The organism is Marinobacter salexigens (assembly GCF_018860765.1).
GTDB lineage: Bacteria > Pseudomonadota > Gammaproteobacteria > Pseudomonadales > Oleiphilaceae > Marinobacter > Marinobacter salexigens_A.
Window position 1 is genome coordinate 1 of the sequence record NZ_JAHKPV010000008.1, and the last position, 18,071, is coordinate 18,071.

General features: G+C 50.6%; 14 protein-coding genes. 3 read left to right on the forward strand and 11 right to left on the reverse strand.

Annotated features, from left to right (window positions below):
• Nucleotides 1-195 precede the first annotated feature (195 nt).
• The 6 genes from KO508_RS07430 to KO508_RS07455 form a co-directional block, all read right to left on the reverse strand.
• On the reverse strand, nt 196-1,458 hold the full coding sequence (locus KO508_RS07430) for a DUF3800 domain-containing protein (RefSeq protein WP_216007730.1): 1,263 nt from the start codon (nt 1,456-1,458) through the stop codon (nt 196-198).
• 797 nt (nt 1,459-2,255) lie between these two features.
• Nucleotides 2,256-2,957, reverse strand: coding sequence for a DUF4304 domain-containing protein (locus tag KO508_RS07435; RefSeq protein WP_216007731.1), 702 nt, complete (start codon nt 2,955-2,957; stop codon nt 2,256-2,258).
• Nucleotides 2,958-3,027: 70 nt separating this feature from the next.
• Nucleotides 3,028-4,208, reverse strand: a protein-coding gene (locus KO508_RS07440) for an IS3 family transposase (RefSeq protein WP_216007732.1) whose coding sequence is annotated in 2 segments (ribosomal slippage) — nt 3,028-3,909 and nt 3,912-4,208 — 1,179 coding nt in all. Because the reading frame shifts where the segments join, the coding sequence is not laid out codon by codon here.
• A gap of 87 nt (nt 4,209-4,295) precedes the next feature.
• Entirely contained in the window at nt 4,296-5,240 is a 945-nt protein-coding gene (locus tag KO508_RS07445; protein ID WP_216007733.1) for a phospholipase D-like domain-containing protein, read from the reverse strand.
• Between the two features lie 286 nt (nt 5,241-5,526).
• Complete coding sequence (locus KO508_RS07450; protein WP_200364028.1) at nt 5,527-6,225, reverse strand: TSCPD domain-containing protein; 699 nt, start codon at nt 6,223-6,225, stop codon at nt 5,527-5,529.
• Between the two features lie 29 nt (nt 6,226-6,254).
• Nucleotides 6,255-8,393 carry an adenosylcobalamin-dependent ribonucleoside-diphosphate reductase gene (locus KO508_RS07455; protein ID WP_216007734.1) on the reverse strand — a complete coding sequence of 713 codons (2,139 nt, stop codon included), beginning with the start codon at nt 8,391-8,393 and terminating at the stop codon, nt 6,255-6,257.
• Nucleotides 8,394-8,996: 603 nt separating this feature from the next.
• On the opposite strand from KO508_RS07455, the gene KO508_RS07460 reads away from it, so the two are divergent.
• Nucleotides 8,997-9,815: a DUF6160 family protein gene (locus KO508_RS07460; RefSeq protein WP_200364032.1), complete on the forward strand. Its 819-nt coding sequence runs from the start codon at nt 8,997-8,999 to the stop codon at nt 9,813-9,815.
• A gap of 49 nt (nt 9,816-9,864) precedes the next feature.
• On the opposite strand, the gene KO508_RS07465 is transcribed toward KO508_RS07460, so the two are convergent.
• The 3 genes from KO508_RS07465 to KO508_RS07475 form a co-directional block, all read right to left on the reverse strand.
• On the reverse strand, nt 9,865-10,659 hold the full coding sequence (locus KO508_RS07465) for an ABC transporter ATP-binding protein (RefSeq protein WP_216007735.1): 795 nt from the start codon (nt 10,657-10,659) through the stop codon (nt 9,865-9,867).
• A 9-nt stretch (nt 10,660-10,668) separates the two neighbouring features.
• Entirely contained in the window at nt 10,669-11,571 is a 903-nt protein-coding gene (locus KO508_RS07470) for an ABC transporter permease (RefSeq protein WP_200364036.1), read from the reverse strand.
• A gap of 69 nt (nt 11,572-11,640) precedes the next feature.
• Nucleotides 11,641-12,615 carry an ABC transporter substrate-binding protein gene (locus KO508_RS07475; RefSeq protein ID WP_200364038.1) on the reverse strand — a complete coding sequence of 325 codons (975 nt, stop codon included), beginning with the start codon at nt 12,613-12,615 and terminating at the stop codon, nt 11,641-11,643.
• 241 nt (nt 12,616-12,856) lie between these two features.
• Between KO508_RS07475 and KO508_RS07480 the strand changes: the two genes are divergently transcribed.
• Together KO508_RS07480 and KO508_RS07485 are read left to right on the forward strand one after the other, a co-directional pair.
• Nucleotides 12,857-14,524: an AMP-binding protein gene (locus tag KO508_RS07480; protein WP_216007736.1), complete on the forward strand. Its 1,668-nt coding sequence runs from the start codon at nt 12,857-12,859 to the stop codon at nt 14,522-14,524.
• A gap of 127 nt (nt 14,525-14,651) precedes the next feature.
• Entirely contained in the window at nt 14,652-15,143 is a 492-nt protein-coding gene (locus tag KO508_RS07485; protein ID WP_216007737.1) for a thioesterase domain-containing protein, read from the forward strand.
• Between the two features lie 12 nt (nt 15,144-15,155).
• On the opposite strand, the gene KO508_RS07490 is transcribed toward KO508_RS07485, so the two are convergent.
• Together KO508_RS07490 and KO508_RS07495 are read right to left on the reverse strand one after the other, a co-directional pair.
• Nucleotides 15,156-16,844, reverse strand: a complete 1,689-nt coding sequence (locus KO508_RS07490; protein ID WP_216007738.1) for an ABC transporter permease — start codon at nt 16,842-16,844, stop codon at nt 15,156-15,158.
• Nucleotides 16,845-17,047: 203 nt separating this feature from the next.
• Complete coding sequence (locus KO508_RS07495) at nt 17,048-18,064, reverse strand: Fe(3+) ABC transporter substrate-binding protein (protein ID WP_216007739.1); 1,017 nt, start codon at nt 18,062-18,064, stop codon at nt 17,048-17,050.
• Nucleotides 18,065-18,071: the final 7 nt, after the last annotated feature.

Sequence of the window (18,071 nt, forward strand, 5' to 3'; positions counted from 1 at the left end):
GATCACGACCATGGCATCCTGGTCGTAGTTGTAGTGCTTGAAACGAGGCATGCCGACGGCTCCTTGTCTGTTTGCTCAATGCTACCAAAAACCATCCGTTTTGGGGTTTTTATACAGCCTCAACGCTTGCAGCATGTGCGCCCAGGGAATGGAGCTGCAGGCGCAATGTAGTGGGTGTCGCCGTGCCTGCACTGGTTATGTCTCAATTTCAAGTGGACTCACATGTAGCATCGCAGTAATGAACCGTAAATACTCACCAATATTATCAGTGAGACTAATTCCCTTCTTACTCCTTTCGACTAGTTCTTTCAACAATATGGCATTTCGCTGCACTTCAATTTTATTGAGGTCGACGTAGTCATAGTCAGGAAAAATACTTCCTTCAGTTACAACTTCTTCAAATAACCCTCTCCACTTGATCGCATATTCGTCATCGTTTTCAGAGTCGAAAGCATAAGCAAACGCAGCCGCCAAGGCATCTGCTAACTGAACTCCATGTATTTCTTTGGAGTCCACTAGTTTCAGAGGTTCCTTCAAGTTGAATGTAATTGGCGATCTGAATCCGCCTATTGTCGTGTAAAGTTTTTCTTTTCTGTTAAGCATTGCATTAAATATAGACTGATCTTCACTGAGAGGCTTGGACTGATCACAGTATGCTGTCAGTTCATCAAACTTTTGTCCCCAATCAGCTAGCAGGCTAAATAACGAGGTGTTGGTTAGATCTAAAACCCACTTTCCCGAGCCCGTATCAATGTATCCATCCAGCTCCTCAATCACTGACTCTTTATTATAGAAAGCAAATTCGCATATCAGCTCTAATACAGGAGAGATCGATTCGTTTTTCGGTGAAGAAAATAATGATTTGAGGCCTTCAAAGTCGCCTGTTCGCATGAGGTTTTCAAAATCCTCGAATATTTCTTCAGCCATTACACCCTTTGCTGTAAACTCAACATGAAGTATGTTCGCAATGAATCTATGGAAATTTATCCCATAAAATACTGAGTTCACCTTAGATATCGCTGGCTCAAATATATACTCAAAAAATTTTCCAGCTAATGCGAACTTCTTGTCTGATAGGGAAACTTTTGTTCGTCCTCTTAGACTTTGAACTATTTCATCTATAGCTCTTTTGCCTTTTGATTTTTTTATTAAGTTTGCGCCTTTAACCTCTCCATTCTGTATGTTGTATTTATTTATTATATGATTTACGAGATTTTCTGATTTTTCATGAGTAAATTCAACAGACGCATAGCAAAAAATCTTTTGACTCTTATTCAAAAGATTATTTCCGGTGAACCCAGATTCATCAAAGTAGATTAATGCAGATTTGTTCTCTTTGGGCTCTGCCACGGTTCTTTCTCTGGATTTTCGGTTTCTTCTTCTAAGCTTCTTCGATACCGCACGATAAGTTACCGTATCGGGATGTTTTCTTCGAATTGACTTATGGTTCCTCAGCATAATCGTCTCAAAATGACATAACGCCGCGCTCTGCGGCAAATTTGAAGCGCAGCGGAAAATTTGTCCGACAGCAGCGCTTTGTGTACGCCCAGCATGGGCATGAACTAATGGGGTGAAAGTCCCCTGTGGGAAGATCACCGTTCAGCCGGTTTTACCCGATTGAACGCTAACCACTAGCGAATGGCAAGGGCCAACCCGTGAGGGGCGGTCTGGAGGAAGCCGCTAGCAAAACTGCGAGCTGATGAACAAGAACATCATATGAGGCGTAGGCCGGAGGCGAGTTGGCACAAGACAACGAAGCCGCGTGATCTAACGGCCACCGTAAATGATGCAGTTGTGCAGTGAAAGTTTATGTTCTTATCTGGGGCGGTCCGACGCATCGGGGTCTGCTCAACGAGCGATCGGTCAATTACCAGTCAGGCCACTGGTCGATCAAGCCTGGGCGCAGCCGTTGCCATCGGCGGTTGCGAGCGAACGAGATGGACACCGATAGCGCCGACAGGAGTAACCCTGCCGGTGATTGAGCAGAAGTCAGCAGACGGCATATTAGCCAAATGCCCATCGTAATGGGTGGGACAAGGTGAAGGCCTGAACCCGAAAACCAATGAGGAGCCTGTGCAGCTCAGCGATTCCATATCCGACCGGATTAAGGACTGCTGGCGCAAAATCAGAAACCATCATTGGGGTAAGCGGAGCTAATCGGCCGACTTGCTTTGAGCGTTTTCGGGAAACGCCCTGTGCGGACCCGCATGCAGGGTGTTGTGGGGGCTGAGGGTTAGATACCCTCGGCTACCCGATTAGGCAAAACTCAACTCTTTGATTGTGCGTTGTACGATTTCGAGGCGTTCCAATTCATCGCGCTCCGGTTTTTCGATGCGGGAATACTTCTCTCGCTCGTGCACTACATTTCCTTCCCTCGTGATAAAGACAGGAAGCGCCATGAGCCTCTCTGCCTCCCGAAGCCATGCCATAGCATCAGTTTTCTTGCCCGCCTTCAATAGGAGGAAGCCATAGTTGGCAGCGCTAAGCTGGAGCCCCCACTCGTGACGTCCGAGACGATCTTTGTCTAGGTTGGTGGTTTCGAAGTAAAGATCGCAAATTTCCTTTAAATTGAGATTCTTAAACCAAGGGACGGCTTCACGGTTGTATTCCCCTAAAGCGTATTCTGCGCTTTCTTCTATTTCGGCTTTTGTTTTACAGGGGAAAGCGCCGCTTCCGTCATACGAAAGCCGGCTACCAAGGATCCATCCGGCATTCTTGAGTTCCTGTTTTTCACTTGGCCACTGGTCTGGGACACATACGCCATAATTAATATAAAAAAATGGGTTTCCATACGATGAAGCTTGGAGGTTGAATGTTTCATACCAGTCACCCCGATCTTTCATGTAGACCGTGGCTGTGGTTTGTTCATACCCCAGCGACTTTGCCATCGGACGAAATCTTGATTTCGCAGCAGAAGAAAAGCTGCTGTAGTCTCTAGTCTTCTCTGTGGATTCCATATTCTTGCCTAACGCCTAAATCAGGTGCGCCGTAGGCGTGGACTTCCCCCAATAAAATGGACACGCCCCATCAGTTAATTCCCTCGAACTCTATCGGAGTCCGGTAACCAAGGCTACTGTGCAGCCGCAGGCTGTTATAAAAGCGTTCAATATAGTTACTTATATGTTTCCGTAACTGCCGCATTGTCACGAAGCTGGTGGCATGCAGCAATTCTCCCTTCAACGTCTTGAAGAAGGACTCCACCTCCGCATTATCCGTGCACTGTCCAGGTCGGTTCATGCTGTGTCGTACCCGATGCTGATTCAACAGTGCCTGGGTCTTGTGAGCGCGATATTCGATGCCTCGATCCGTGTGGAACAACAGATCGGGAGCTGGCTTTCGGGATATAAAAGCTTCCCTAAGGGTTGCCTTAGCAAAGTCTGCACTCAGGTTTTCGCCCAATCGCCAACTGATGATGCGTCGTGAGTAGAGGTCCAGCACAACCGCCAGGAACACATACTTCTTTCCCAACTTGATGTAGGTGACATCGCTGCTCCAGTGCTGATTGACAGCAATCGGCTTATCGGCACCCAGTCGATGATTTGGAAGGGCTTTTAGATCCTCCCTGAGCTTTGTCATACGGCGGTATACGCGCACGACTCGAGCTTTCATGCCCCATTCCCGCATTAACCGGGCAACCCGATTCTCGCCAACCACTTCGCCTTCACGGCGCAGCGCTTGATACACCCTGGGACTGCCGTAGCGCCCCTTACTGTCGTTGTAGACTCTGCGGACCTTCAACAGCAATTCCGCATTCTCGGCAGCTCTCTGGCTGGGCTTCCGGCTTGCCCAAGCGTAGTAACCAGAGCGGGAGATGCTCAGGTGGCGACACAGAGCTTTTACCCCGTGTTCTCCCCGGTGTTTCCAGACGAATCGGAACGCTTCCGTCGTTCCTCGGCCTGAAAACGTTGAAACTTTTTTAGGATGTCGTTTTCCTCCTGAAGCTCCGATACTCGGCGTTTCAGGCGATTGATCTCATCCCGTTCCTTCATCAGCTCTTTGGCACCCGCTGGTGCTTTCTTGACCCGTTTCATGGCGAACTTTCCCTCTCGGTATTCCTTTCGCCAGCGTGACAGCATGAATGGGTGAATATCCAGCGCTTCCGCTACGCCTTTTACGCTCCGGTGTGTCTGGTAGCTCCATTCCACCGCTTTGACTTTGAACTCGACGCTATAGCGTTGGGTCTTCTTCCCCGTGATCATTTTCGGCATCGTACTTCTCCTGTGGCGGAGTTATCGATGCGTGTCCACTGAAGTGGGGGAAGTCCAACGTCAACTGCATTTTATTGTTATATTTCATTAGCAATGCTTGCTAATTATCGAGGCTATAAAGCCGTAGCCATCATCATAAATGACGTCTGGAATAACTTTTCGGTAATACATATCTCGCCAAAATATATTTATTCCAAACTCTTGCTCTTCACCCCACTCAAGATGCTCATTTTCATTCAACAATGAGACGGATCCGATGGCATGAATTGGCTGCTTGCTTCTAGAAGTAAAATGATTTTGAATCTGGGCAGTTTTTTTAAATTCTTGATCAACTTCTAAAAGCATTGTTTCCTTGTCGTATATGAGGTTCTGATCATAATCAGGCTCGTATTTCAACCCTAAGTAAGTATGTAGATGGTTCTCATAGTGCTCGCCTAAAAAAGTACCATGCTCATGGCTCAAGCAAAAATTCCATACTTCGATCAAAGAATCATCATACTTCCCACTTTCCTGTCCTAGTATGCCTAAGTTATACGAGGCAGCCCTGCACTGCCTATCGCCATTGTGAAACAGGCATTGGATTTTAGTATTTTGTGCAAAGTCACTAAAGTAGTTCTTTAAATCCTGAAACTCAGTAAGAAAACTTTTTACAAGTCTAAAGTCGTTCTCGATTATAACTAAGTTCTCAAAATGCCTCCGTGCGTTTTTTGACCAGTTGAAGCTACCTGTAAGTATTCGCGAGTCATCAATGATGCAAAACTTATTATGCATTAAAGCGCCAGCTCTAGCTTTTACAGGATATAGAGTTGTCGAATGAAGCGGCGCCTGAAAATTTTTCACATTTAGATGATCGTCGTTATATATAACTTCAACACAAATACCCTTGCTCGTGATCTGATCAAAAATAGGGGCATATTTTGGCCAGCTAATCCATGCGACACAGATTTTCACTGACTCTTTAGCCTTCATAAGCTCTTGCACAATTTGATAGTCTATATCTTCAAAGTATGCATTTGTAGTAATTGTGCGCATTTATTCCTCTGAAATATAACAGCTTGTTAGACCGACCACTTCATGATTAGACATCTTTGACATCCACAAAAGTACGCTTCGTTATTACTCTGAATCTGAGGAGCCTTTTCAAAAAAGTAGCCTAAAACCAAGCAATTACCAGCGTAAAATTATCAAATTATGTAATATCACTACGCAATAACGAAGCGGTCACGCGATTACACGGTCGCAGTGGGTGCGGGCACAAACAAAAAAGGCCCGAAGCGCAAGCTAAAGGCCTTTCTGTTTTACCTACCAATCACGTACTTCAACCGCACTTACTATCCCCGCAAGACAAGCAAGTCGCACAACCATCCATCACGATTACCGCCTTAGTGTTGCATTTGCCGCACATGGTGGCGTTGGGTGGGAAGTCGCCAGCCTTGTCGTCGTTGGTTGCCTTGGCGTTGTTGGCTTCAAACTCCGCGCGCTTTTCGGCGAGGATGCGTTTGGTGGTTTCGCTCATTTCTTCGCTTTCCATCAGGCCTACTGCTTTCAGGTGCTTCTCAATGACCGCGCCAATTTCAGCCACCAAGGAGGGCATGAATACGCCGCCTTTTTTAAAGTAGCCGCCGTTGGGGTCGTATACGGAGCGCAGCTCTTCCACTAGGAAGGTCAGGTCGCCGCCTTTGCGAAATACCGCAGAGATTACGCGGGTGAGGGCGATTACCCACTGGAAGTGCTCCATGGATTTGGAGTTGATGAACACTTCGTACGGCTGACGGCTTTCGTGGTCTGTGTCTTCGTTGAGCAAGATGTCGTTGATGGTGATGTACATCGCGTGTTCGGCCACGGGCGGCTTGATTTTGTAGGTGGTGCCCACGAGAAAATCTGGCCGTTCGATGTATTCATTCATCTTCTGCAGCTTTGGCTCCTGCTGCGCCGGTGCCTGCTGTTCAGTCGGTGCGTCTGTGTCGGCTTTCTTTACCCGGTAGCCGACGATTTTATTGCTGATTTTAACTGTCATTTCTAAATGTCCCGTGTCGGTGTTCCGGATCAATACTTTCCGTAGGTGCCTTCTTTGAGCGCGTCAAACAGGTTGGCGGCGGTGTGCATTTCGCCATCGTACTCTACCTGTTCGTTGCCTTTCAGCTCTACTTTGCTGCCGTCGTCGAGGGTGAACTCGTAGAGGGTGTTTTCAAGGTCTTTCTCTTTTACCAGTACGCCCTGAAAGGCTTCCGGGTTAAAGCGGAAGGTGGTGCAGCCTTTTAGGCCCATGTCGTAGGCGTAGAGGTAAATGTTTTTGAAGTCCTGATACGCGAAATCGGTGGGTACGTTCGCTGTTTTTGAGATTGAGGAGTCTACCCATTTCTGGGCGGCAGCCTGAATATCTACGTGCTGTGCCGGGCTTACATCATCTGCGGTGGTGAAGTAGCTGGGTAGTTTTTTGTCTTCTTCGTCTGAGAAGGGCATGGCACCGGGGTTTACCAGGTGGCGATAGGCCAGCAGCTCGAAGGAGAATACGTCGACTTTTTCTTTGGTTTTACGGCCTTCGCGGATGACGTTACGGGCGTAATGGTGCGAGAAGCTTGGCTCTATGCCGTTACTGGCGTTGTTGGCAAGCGACAGGCTGATGGTGCCAGTGGGTGCAATGGAGGTGTGGTGGGTAAAACGGCCACCTTTCTCAGCCAGTTTTTCAACCAGCTCTGGCTCAACTTTGGCAATTTCCTGCATGTAACGGCTGTATTTGGCGTGCAGTACGCGGCCTGGCAGTTTATCGCCGATCTTATGGCCATCTTTGGCCAGTTGAGGGTTTTTACCCATCATTTTCGGGGTAATTTCAAACTCGTCGTCCATGATGGGCGCAACGCCTTTCTCTTCGGCCAGTGCCAGCGACTGGCGCCAGCCTTCCACGGCCATTTCACGCACTACGTCTTCGGTGAACTGTACGGATTCATCAGACCCGTATGGCATACGCAGCATGGCAAGAGTTGAGCCCAAGCCCAGAATGCCCATGCCGTGACGGCGCTTGTAGGTGATTTCGTGGCGCTGCTCGGCCAGTGGCAGGCCGTTGATCTCTACTACGTTGTCCAGCATGCGGGTGAAAATGCCCACAACCTTGCGGTACTTTTCATAGTTGAAGCTGGCCTTTTCGGTGAACGGGTAGTCCACAAACTTGGTCAGGTTCACAGAACCCAGCAGGCAGCTGCCATAAGGGGGCAGGGGCTGTTCGCCGCATGGGTTGGTGGCGCGGATGTCTTCGCAGAACCAGTTGTTGTTCATCTGATTGACCTTGTCGATCAGGATGAAGCCGGGTTCTGCATAATCGTAGGTGGAGGTCATGATGGTGTCCCAGATGAACTGGGCTTTCAGGGTGCGGTAAATGCGGCACGCTACCTTGCCTTCATCGTTAACCACATAGCCGTCTAATATCGGGAAGTCACGATATACGAATTGATTTGGGTCGGTGAGGTCCAGGCCTTCTTCCGCTACTTCTTTCTCGGTAACCGGGAAGGAGAGATGCCAGTCGCTGTCGTTACGAACGGCTTCAATAAAATCTTCGGTGATCAGCAGAGACAGGTTGAACTGGCGCAGGCGGCCGTCTTCACGCTTGGCCTGAATGAAGTCGATAACATCCGGGTGGTGAACATCAAAGGTGGCCATCTGGGCACCGCGGCGGCCACCGGCAGAAGACACGGTAAAGCACATGCGGTCGAATATATCCATGAACGACAGCGGGCCAGATGTGGTTGCGCCAGCACCGGCTACGTAGGCGCCTTTCGGACGCAGAGTAGAGAATTCGTAACCAATACCACAGCCCGCTTTTAGAGTTAGGCCTGCTTCGTGGTTTTTCTCCAGAATGTCGTTCATGGAATCCTGAACGGAGCCAGATACGGTGCAGTTGATGGTGGAGGTTGCAGGCTTGTGCGCTTCGGCACCGGCGTTGGAGGTAATCCGGCCTGCGGGAATGGCGCCGTTTTTGAGGGCCCACGCAAAGTTTTTCATCTGCTCTGTGCGCACGCCTTTGTTTTCGACTTGTGCCAAGGCCGTAGCAACACGGTGGTATGTGGCGTTGATGTCTTTGTCTACAGGTTCGCCTGTCTTGGTTTTAAGCTGGTACTTGCTGTTCCAGATGTCGAGCGAAGTTTCCTGCATCGGAATCGTTGTAACCACTGCCTCTGCCTTAGCGTTCATTGCCACCCCTAAATCTTCAAGTATGTCTGTTGTCGAAGGCACCGATTGTTGGCGCTGTCCCTGTAGAGCGCCGCAAAATCTGGGCTGACGCTCTTGCTTTCTATGCTGTTTTCAATTTTTCGCCGAAAAAACACTATATGTGGTGCTTGCGATACTCTGAGGTAACGCTCTAGCACTCAATAAACACGCACCGATTGCGGCAGCCTGTGGGGCTTTGGCCGTGGGAAAGCGCGTGTGGGCGTATGTTTGCTATACAGCTGTTAGCCCTATATGTAGTTTCATTTTGAAGGGAGTATAACAGGATATAGTGGTTTGTGAATTTAAGCGGGACTATTGATAAGTGACTTCCAGCAAAGAAAATCAATGGAAAATGGCTTGCAAGAAGGAAAACTCTGGGAAATCCGGCGCTTGAGTGGAAAAGCTAAGGATTACTATATGTTGTGATTAAAAAATGTACGCGCCAGGCTGATTTTGTTAGCAAGCCCACACAATCTGTGACTTCTGCACGTACTCAGAATAAACGTGTCGTTAAAGTAGCGATGTGGAGTCGAACATCGCAGTGGCCCACAGGACGTGATAACGACCATAAAAAGGAAAAGAACAATGAAAGGCCTGAAACCTACATTGCTAGCGCTGTGTATTGCAGGGGCTCCGCCTGCAGTCATGGCTGAAATACAACGCTTGGATGATTCTATGATGGGTGACATCACGGGGCAGGCAGGCGTGAGCATTGAACTTGAAACAAAGATTGATATCGGCCGTTTCCTTTATTTTGATGAGGGTGCCTTGGCCATCGAGAACATCAGTATTGGCGGTGCGGAGCGTACGGATTTTTTCGGGTTTAACGGGATTGGCGGGCCTACTGCCAATGACCGTCTGGACAACATTCGTATTGATATTGATGTACTCGCCGATGGCGATGCTGCCATTAATATTGTGCCTACCAACTTTGGTGCCGTTGATTTCCGGGTTACCACAGGGGCTTGGTATTTGGCGGCGACTGATGGAAGCAATGAGTACACCGATCTGATTGATAACTTTCTAGCGGAAGGCTTGATGGCGCGGGGCTCGATTCGTATTGATACGGCCTCAGATATAATGCGCTTCAGAACGGCTTTTGCGATAGAGAACATGCAGTTTGATGTGCCGTTTCTGGGCATTGGCGTTCGCGGCATGCAAATAACCGGTGCTGATTACGACCGCAGTTTCCCAAGCCCGCTGGACCTGTTTGCCGAAGTGGATCTCTATATCTATGAAGGCGCACGGTTCTCCAACGGCTGGTCGTCTCTGGCTATTGATATGCCCTCGTTTCGGGCAGACGTTGGTATAGATGGTGTAATTATCGGCCAACAGTCGATTGGTAGTATTTTTATCGATGATTTGGCGATCACAGATACGGCCATGCGTATCTATGGTCACTAGAGGTTAATGCAGTAAATAGAGCGGGAGCTCACGAGGCTCCCGCTTTTTGTTAGCCCAGCAGTAGGCTGTCGTCATCCACTGAAAGCCCGCGTTGTTTTTCAAACAACTCCAGCAGATCTTTTACTTCCAGACCTTCCCGGTCTTTGCCTTCAATATCAAACACCACTTGCCCTTGGTGCAGCATTACCGTGCGGGTGCCCACTTCCAGCGCCTGCTTCATGCTGTGGGTAACCATCAATGCGGTTAGTTTTTGGTCTTCGATAATTTTGGTGGTGAGTTCCAACACGAAGGCTGCCGTTTTAGGGTCCAGCGCGGCGGTGTGCTCATCCAGCAGAAGAATGGCAGAGGGCGTAAGGCTTGCCATCAACAGGCTGACTGCTTGACGCTGGCCACCCGAGAGTAGGCCCATCTTGTCGCCCAGGCGGTTCTCCAGCCCTAAGTTTAGGGAAGACAGGCTTTCCTTAAACTGCTCCATATACTGCTTTTTTACCGCTGTGCTTAGCCCACGGCGTTGGCCGCGTTTGATGGCGAGCGCGAGATTTTCCTCAATGCTCAAGCCTTCGCAGGTACCGGCTAATGGGTCTTGAAATACCCGTGCCACACGGCCCGCCCGTTTGTGGGTTGGCAATTTGGTTACGTTTACGTTGTCGACAACAATGGTGCCGCTATCGACCAGAGTTTCACCCGCCAAAGCATTCAGAAAGGTAGATTTGCCAGCTCCGTTACTACCAATCACGGTCACAAACTCACCCTGATTCACGGTGAGGCTCATACCTCGCAGAGCGGGGTTTTCCAGTGGGGTGCCTTTGCCAAAGGTAAGCCGGAGGTCGGTTGCAGTGATCATATTGCCTCCTTAGGCTTTTTTACGGGTGAGTTTGCTAACTAGAGAGCTGCGCACGCCGGGCAATACAATGGCCAAAGTAACCAGGACAGCCGTTATAAGGTTGAGGTCCTGAGCCTGCAAACCGAGGAAGTCGGCGTTCAGGGCAAAGGCAATGGCCAGTCGGTAAATGATGGCGCCAACCACGCATGCAATCAAAGCTCGCACAACGGTAGACGGCGTTATAACCGCTTCGCCACCAATCAGTGATGCTAGGCCGATAACAATAACACCAACCCCCATGGTTACGTCTGCCGCGCCCTGGCTCTGTGCAAACAGCGCACCGGCGAGGCCGACCATGCCGTTTGAGACAGCAACACCAAGGATGATCATGGTGCCAGTGGCTATCCCCTGAGCGCGTGCCATTCTGGGATTAGCACCGGTGGCGCGCATGGCGAGACCGGTTTCTGACTTCATGAATCGCCAGAGCAATATCAGGGAGATAAGGATCACAATCGAAAACAGAAGCACCGGTACCTGATGGTAAGCGAGGTCTAGCGAGTACCAAGGCGTGAGTACGGTTTCTTCGCCAAGTAACGCGATGTTCGGCCGCCCCATCACCCGAAGGTTGACGGAATATAGGGCAATCATCGTGAGAATGGATGCCAGCAGGTTCAGGATGTTCAGCTTTACGTTAAGAATGGCGGTTACTGCACCGGCGGCCATGCCTGCCAGTACCGCTGAGCCGGTTGCCAACCAGGGGTTCCAGCCTTCCATAATAAGCACGGCTGCAACAGCTGCGCCGAGGGGGAAGCTGCCGTCTACGGTCAGATCCGGGAAATCGAGTACACGAAAAGAGAGGTAAATACCGAACGCAACCAGACCGTAGATAAGGCCAGTCTCGACTGCGCCGTAAAATGCAATTTCACTGAGCATGGGAAAGATTCGCTGTGGTAGAAAAACGGGCGGGCCCTTTATACAGAACCCGCCCGTGTAAGTCAGGCGTTACTTGTCGCTCTTAACGATTTCTGCAGCTTCGGCGATGATGTCATCAGACAAGGTAATGCCCATGCGCTCGCCAGCTTCCGGGTTAACAAACAGGTTGAGTTTTTCCATGGTTTCTACCGCCATATCACCCGGCTTTTCACCCTCAAGAATGCGCGCAACCATTACGCCCGCTTGGCGGCCGTGGTCGTAGTAATCAAAACCCAGTGCTGCAACGGCGCCACGGGCAACGGTAGCTGTGTCGGCTGCAAATACTGGGATTTTAGCGCGTTCGCCTACAGAGATGACGGCTTCGGCCGCGCTGATAACGGTGTTATCAGTAGTGAGATAAATGGCGTCGGCTTTACCCACCAATGAGCGGGCTGCGCCTAGTACTTCAGACGTTTTAGTTGCGGCACCTTTAACCAAAGGCAGGCCGCGGGCTTCCAAGCGCTCTTCGAGCAGTTCAATCAAAGACACTGCGTTGGCTTCACCGGGGTTGTATACCGTGCCAATGCGTTTGGCATCCGGAACCATGCGCAGGAGCATGTCCAGATGTTTGTCGATAGGCAGCATGTCGCTTACGCCGGTAATGTTCGCACCCGGTGCTTCAGCATTCTTTACCAGTTTCGCGCCAACTGGGTCGGTTACGGCAGCAAACACAACAGGGATGTTACGGGCGGCCGCAGCAACGGTTTGAGCGGACGGGGTTGCGATGGCCACAATCACATCCACACCTTCACCCACGAATTTGCGCGCAATCTGGGAGGCGATGGCGGAATTGCCCTGCGCACTTTCATGCATGAGTTTCAGGTTTTCACCTTCTTTATAACCTCGTTCGGCCAGCTCATCTTTAACGCCTTGATGAACAGCATCGAGCGCTGGGTGCTCAACAATCTGTGTAATTGCGACAACCCGAGGCTCTGCAGCCATTGAAAGACTCGTCAGCGCCATTAGTGACGCGCCCAGCAGCGTGCGCAGTGTTTTCTTGGCCATATGCCTATCTCCGAGGTTTGTTACGGTGTTTGCGGTAGTTAAGGTGCGAGAGTTTATCACAGCCCCGGCAACTTGGAGATAGGGCATGTTAGCGTGGTTGTGGCCTGATCTGACATTCTCTAGGTGAGTTTCTCATCTGTTGGCCTGAGTCACGCTTTAATGGGCCATAATGTGTTGAAATACACTACTAAAGTCTAAATAATGACCTCAATAAATCAAATAACGAATGCAAGGAACGTTCATGCAAACAAAAAACAAACTTCCGCTGGATATGGTCTATCACTGGGAGTCTGCCAAGGCGAACTCGTTGTATATGACTCAGCCTATTGGCAACGGCAAGGTGGTGGACTACACCTGGGGAAGGGCGGTTGATGAAGCTCGCCGTATGGCGTCTTACCTAAAATCTCTGAACTTGCCAGAGAAGAGCCGTGTTGGCTTGATTTCCAAGAACTGCGCGCATTGGATCATGACTGACTGGGCCATCTGGATGGCCGGACACATTTCTGTGCCTTTGTACCCAACGCTGAATGCTGACACAGTGAACTACGTACTGAACCACGCAGAGTGTGACGTTCTGTTTGTCGGCAAGCTGGATGATTGGGACATGATGAAGCCGGGTGTGCCGGACTCTGTTCGCTGCATTTCTTACCCTTTGAGCCCACCTAACGATTTTGAAACCTGGGACGACATAGTTGCCAAGTACCCGCCTCTGGAAGAAAACGTTCAGCGTGATGCGGATGAGCTTGCAACCATCGTTTACACCTCAGGCAGTACAGGAAAGCCCAAAGGCGTGATGCTGAGTTTCCGCAATATGGCGTTTGCCGCCGAGGGTGGCATGGAAGTTCTGCAAGTAGGCCCTGAAGAGCGCATGTTGTCTTACCTCCCGTTGGCGCACGTGTTTGAACGCACGTTCGTTGAGCTGGCATCTTTGTATGCGGGTTTTCATCTGTTTTTTGCAGAATCTCTCGACACGTTTGTTGACGATATGAAGCGCGCCCAACCAACGCTGTTCCTATCGGTACCGCGGCTGTGGGTTAGGTTCCAGCAGGGTGTGTTGCAAAAGCTGCCCCAGAAGAAACTCAACAAGCTGTTGAAGATTCCGGTAGTCAGCAAGCTGATCAAGAAAAAAGTCCTCAAGGGGCTGGGGCTGGATAAAGTGAAGCTGGCCGGTAGTGGCTCTGCTCCTCTGGCTGGAGATGTGCTGGATTGGTACCGGAATCTTGGTTTGGAGTTGCTTGAAGGCTACGGGATGTCCGAGAACTTTGCCTACTCGCATATCAATAAGCCGGGGCGCTCCCGTACGGGGTATGTTGGCGAATCCATGCCGGGCGTGGACACCAAAATAAGCCCTGAGGGTGAAATCCTGATCAAGAGCCCGACGACGATGATGGGCTACTACAAGGATGAGGAAAACACCAAATCTACCTTTACGGAAGACGGCTATTTGAAAACCGGCGATAAGGGCGAAATCGACGAGATGGGTCGCCTGAAAATCACCGGTCGGATGAAGGAGATTTTCAAAACCAGCAAAGGTAAGTACATTGCGCCTGCGCCGATTGAAAACAAACTGATGGCAAACCAGTCGATTGAATTGGTCTGTGTGTCTGGTGCTAATCAGACCCAGCCTTTTGCCATGATTCAGTTGGCAGAGGGCATTAGGCCGACGCTTGGTGATCCGAATGTGCGTAAGGAGCTTGAAGCGGAATTGACAGAACTGGTCGAAAAGGTGAATAAAACCGTGGATCCTCACGAGCAGTTGGCCTTTGTGATCATTGTTAGCGACGAGTGGACGATTGAGAACAGCTTCCTGACGCCAACGTTGAAACTCAAGCGGAACGTGGTTGAAAATACCTATGAAAATCAGGTAAACGAATGGTATGCGCAGCGTAAGAAGGTTGTTTGGCAGTAATGTGTAAGCTGTAGTTCGTTCAGATCAGGCCCGGCTAAGCCGGGCCTGATTCGTTTTAGAGCCGACATTGGTCGCATAGGGAAACGCGGATGACGGGCATAGAATTAACTCATATTAGGAGGGGTTTATGGCTCAGCTTTCTGCATTCCAAAAGCGTATTCATGAGGAAATTCCGCTTTCCCGTGCGCTTGGTATCGAATTGCATTCTTGGGATGGCAGTTCTCTGCTTATCAGTGCGCCGCTAGCGCCTAATACCAACCACCAAGGCACCGGTTTTGGTGGGAGCGTTTACTCGGTGGCTGTAACCGCGGCTTGGGGGCTTACGGAGCTTGCACTGGCCGATCTCGGTTTAAAGGGCAGCGTGGTGGTACAGACGGGCAGTATTGATTATCTGGACCCGGTGACCTCGGATTTCTACGCGATTTGCCGCCTGCCGGGCGATGAGATACCGGAACGTTTCAGAAAGAGTCTGGCTAGACACGGCAAAGGACGTTTGGATTTGACCACTGAGGTGTTCTGCGGAACGCCGAACAACTTGCCCCAAGGTGATCCTGTGGCCGTGTTTCAAGGCCGGTTTGTGGTCCAAGATGCTCGCTCAAAACTGGCGCCCCAGCTTTGAGGTGACGACGCATCACGCCATAGAGCGGGTGTTGGAGATCGAACGGCTCATCAGGATGATTGGAATGATGCCTGCCAATACAATGATAAGTGCGGGCAAGGCGCTGTGATACAGGCGCTCGTCAGACGCAAATTGGTACACATAGGTCGCCAGAGTTTCAAAGTTAAATGGCCGAAGTATCAGCGTAGCCGGTAATTCCTTCATACAGTCAACAAAAACCACCAATGCAGCGGTTATCAATGTGCCGCGCAGCATTGGGAGGTGTACCTTTACCAATGTTTTGCCAGGGCTGTTCCCCAGAGACCGGGAGGCCATATCCATGCTCGGGGTGATTTTCTGCAGAGCGCTTTCCACGCTACCTGCTGATACCGCCAGAAACCGCACAGTGTAGGCAAACACAATGGCGAAGGCGGAGCCGCTGAGCAGCAGGCCGGTACTTACGCCAAAGTAGTCCCGCATTAGGCTGTCCAGCCAGTTATCAAAACCAGCCAAAGGCACGATCACCCCAACGGCCAGCACGGCGCCCGGCATTGCATACCCTAAACTTGAGAGACGCATGAGCACCTGCATGCCGCGGGTGTTATGAAGCCTGCGGCTGTATGCGAGGGTAATACCGATCAAAAGCGTGGTTAGTGCTGCGGTGCCTGAAAGAAAAAGGCTGTTGAAGGTGTTGCGGATGAAATCCGGGTTCCAGCTTTCACCAAAATACTCCCAGGCATACACGCCAAGTGTAGCCCCCGGAATTACAAAGCCTAGCACCACGGGTACGGCGCAAACAGCAACGCAGATGAGTTGCCGGGGAAATGACATGGTAAATCTGTGTATAGGGTCGCGGTTATCCCTCGCTGCGAACTGTTGCTGGCGCCGCCGGGAATAGCGCTCAAGCGTAACGAGAATGACAACGAAGATAAGCATGGTTGTAGCTATTTGGGCACCACCACCTAGGTTCCCGAGGTTCATCCAGGTATCGAATAGACCGGCGGTGAGTGTTTGTACCGCAAAGAAATCCACAGTGCCGAAATCGTTCAGCGTTTCCATCAACACTAACGAGAGGCCGACCGCAACAGCCGGGCGTGCGATGGGTAAGACCACTTTAAAAAAGGTGCTCAGCGCTGAATGGCCAAGGCTGCGGCTGACCGCAAACAAAGACGGCGACTGTTCCAAAAAAGCAGCGCGGGCAAGAAGGTAAACGTAAGGGTAGAGCACCAGGCCTATCATTAGCGTGGCGCCTTCCAGACTGCGGATCTCTGGAAACCAGTAGTCGGCCGCGCTGGTCCAGCCAAACAAGTCCCTCAAGGCACCCTGAACAGGGCCTGCGTAATCCAAAAGACTCGTGTAAACATAAGCGATAACATAGGCCGGTACGGCGAAAGGCAGTAGCATGGCCCATTCGAAAAACTTGCGCCCCGGGAAATCGCACATGGTAACCGCCCAGGCAGTTGAAAGGCCGATGACCAGAGTAATTGCGCCAACGCCTGCCATCAGCTTGATGGTTGTGACCAGATAGCGGGGTAGGGTGGTGTCCAGTAAATGTGGCCAGATATTCTCTTCCGGGAAGAAGGCCAGAAATATAACGGAGAGTACCGGCAAGGCAACAATGGCCGTGGTTAATAGCGCACTGAACAGCCAGCGGCGGGAGGTACGCTTTGCCAGCAAGGGCTGGGTAAGCCCGGGGTTAACGCTGGTCGCGGCCTCGCTCATAGGGTTCCTGTAATTGGCAATGGAAGAGGTAAAACTACGGCTCTGGTTATTTGGTAAAGAGGTAAGCCAGACCGAAGGTTGACGATTGTAGTCAGCTCAAATTGCCGCTGCAATGATCAGAATCATTTGTTCCTGTGATTGATAGTGATTGAGAACTGCTGGAAGTGAAAATGAAGGCGGCAGTGCCGCCTTCATAAAAACACTTATTCGCCGTCGTAGTCTACGCGGTCGACAAGTTTTACTGCGGCATTACGCTTGTCTGCAATCTCTTGCAGAGACAAACTGTCTGGGTTGATTTTGCCCCACTCTGCAACTAGTCCTGTCGGCTGCACATTCGGGTTTGCCGGGTACTCGGTATTTGCTGTTGCATAGATGCCTTGAGCTTCCGGAGATGAGAGGAACTCCATAAGCTTAATTGCGCTGTCACGATTAGGGGCGCTCTTGGTTAGAGCAACACCGCTGATGTTGATGTGGGTGCCGCGGCCGTCGGCGTTAGGGAACACCAAACGAACAGCTTCTGCAGCCGGGCGCTGGCTTTCGTCCTGCAGCATATTGCCGTAGTAGTAGCTGTTTCCGATGGAAAGGTCGCACACGCCTTCTGCGATCGCTTTGATCTGGTCACGGTCACCGCCTTGGGGCTTGCGTGCCAGATTATCTTTTAGACCTTTGAGCCAAGTTTCGGTTTCGGCTTCGCCGTGATGCGAGATCATTGATGAAATCAGGGCGATGTTGTACGGGTGCTTGCCGCTGCGGGTGCAGATACGGTTTTCCCATTTATCATCCGCAAGCTGCTCGTAGGTTGTGATTTCGCCTTCTTCAACGCGCTCTTTGGACGTGTAAATCAACCGGGCGCGAGTAGTGAGACCAAACCATTTGCCATCCGGATGGCGTAGGTTCTCGGGAACGTTCTTTTCCAATACGTCGTTGTCGAGCTCTTGAACAAGATCACGCTCTACCAGATCGTTGAGACGCGAAATATCTACGGTCATTACGATATCTGCAGGGCTGTTGCGGCCTTCGCGCTCAAGACGTTCGGCCAAACCCTGCTTTGCAAACACAACGTTGCTCTTGATGCCGGTTTCTTTCTCGAACGCGTTCAGTAGCGGCTCAAGAAGATAGGCCTGGCGGTAAGAGTAGATATTCACTTCGTCGCTTGCTGAGGCGGCAATAGGTAAAGCGGTAAGGGCGATTGCTGCAGTTGCAGCGAGTTTCAGGCGCATAAGGTCA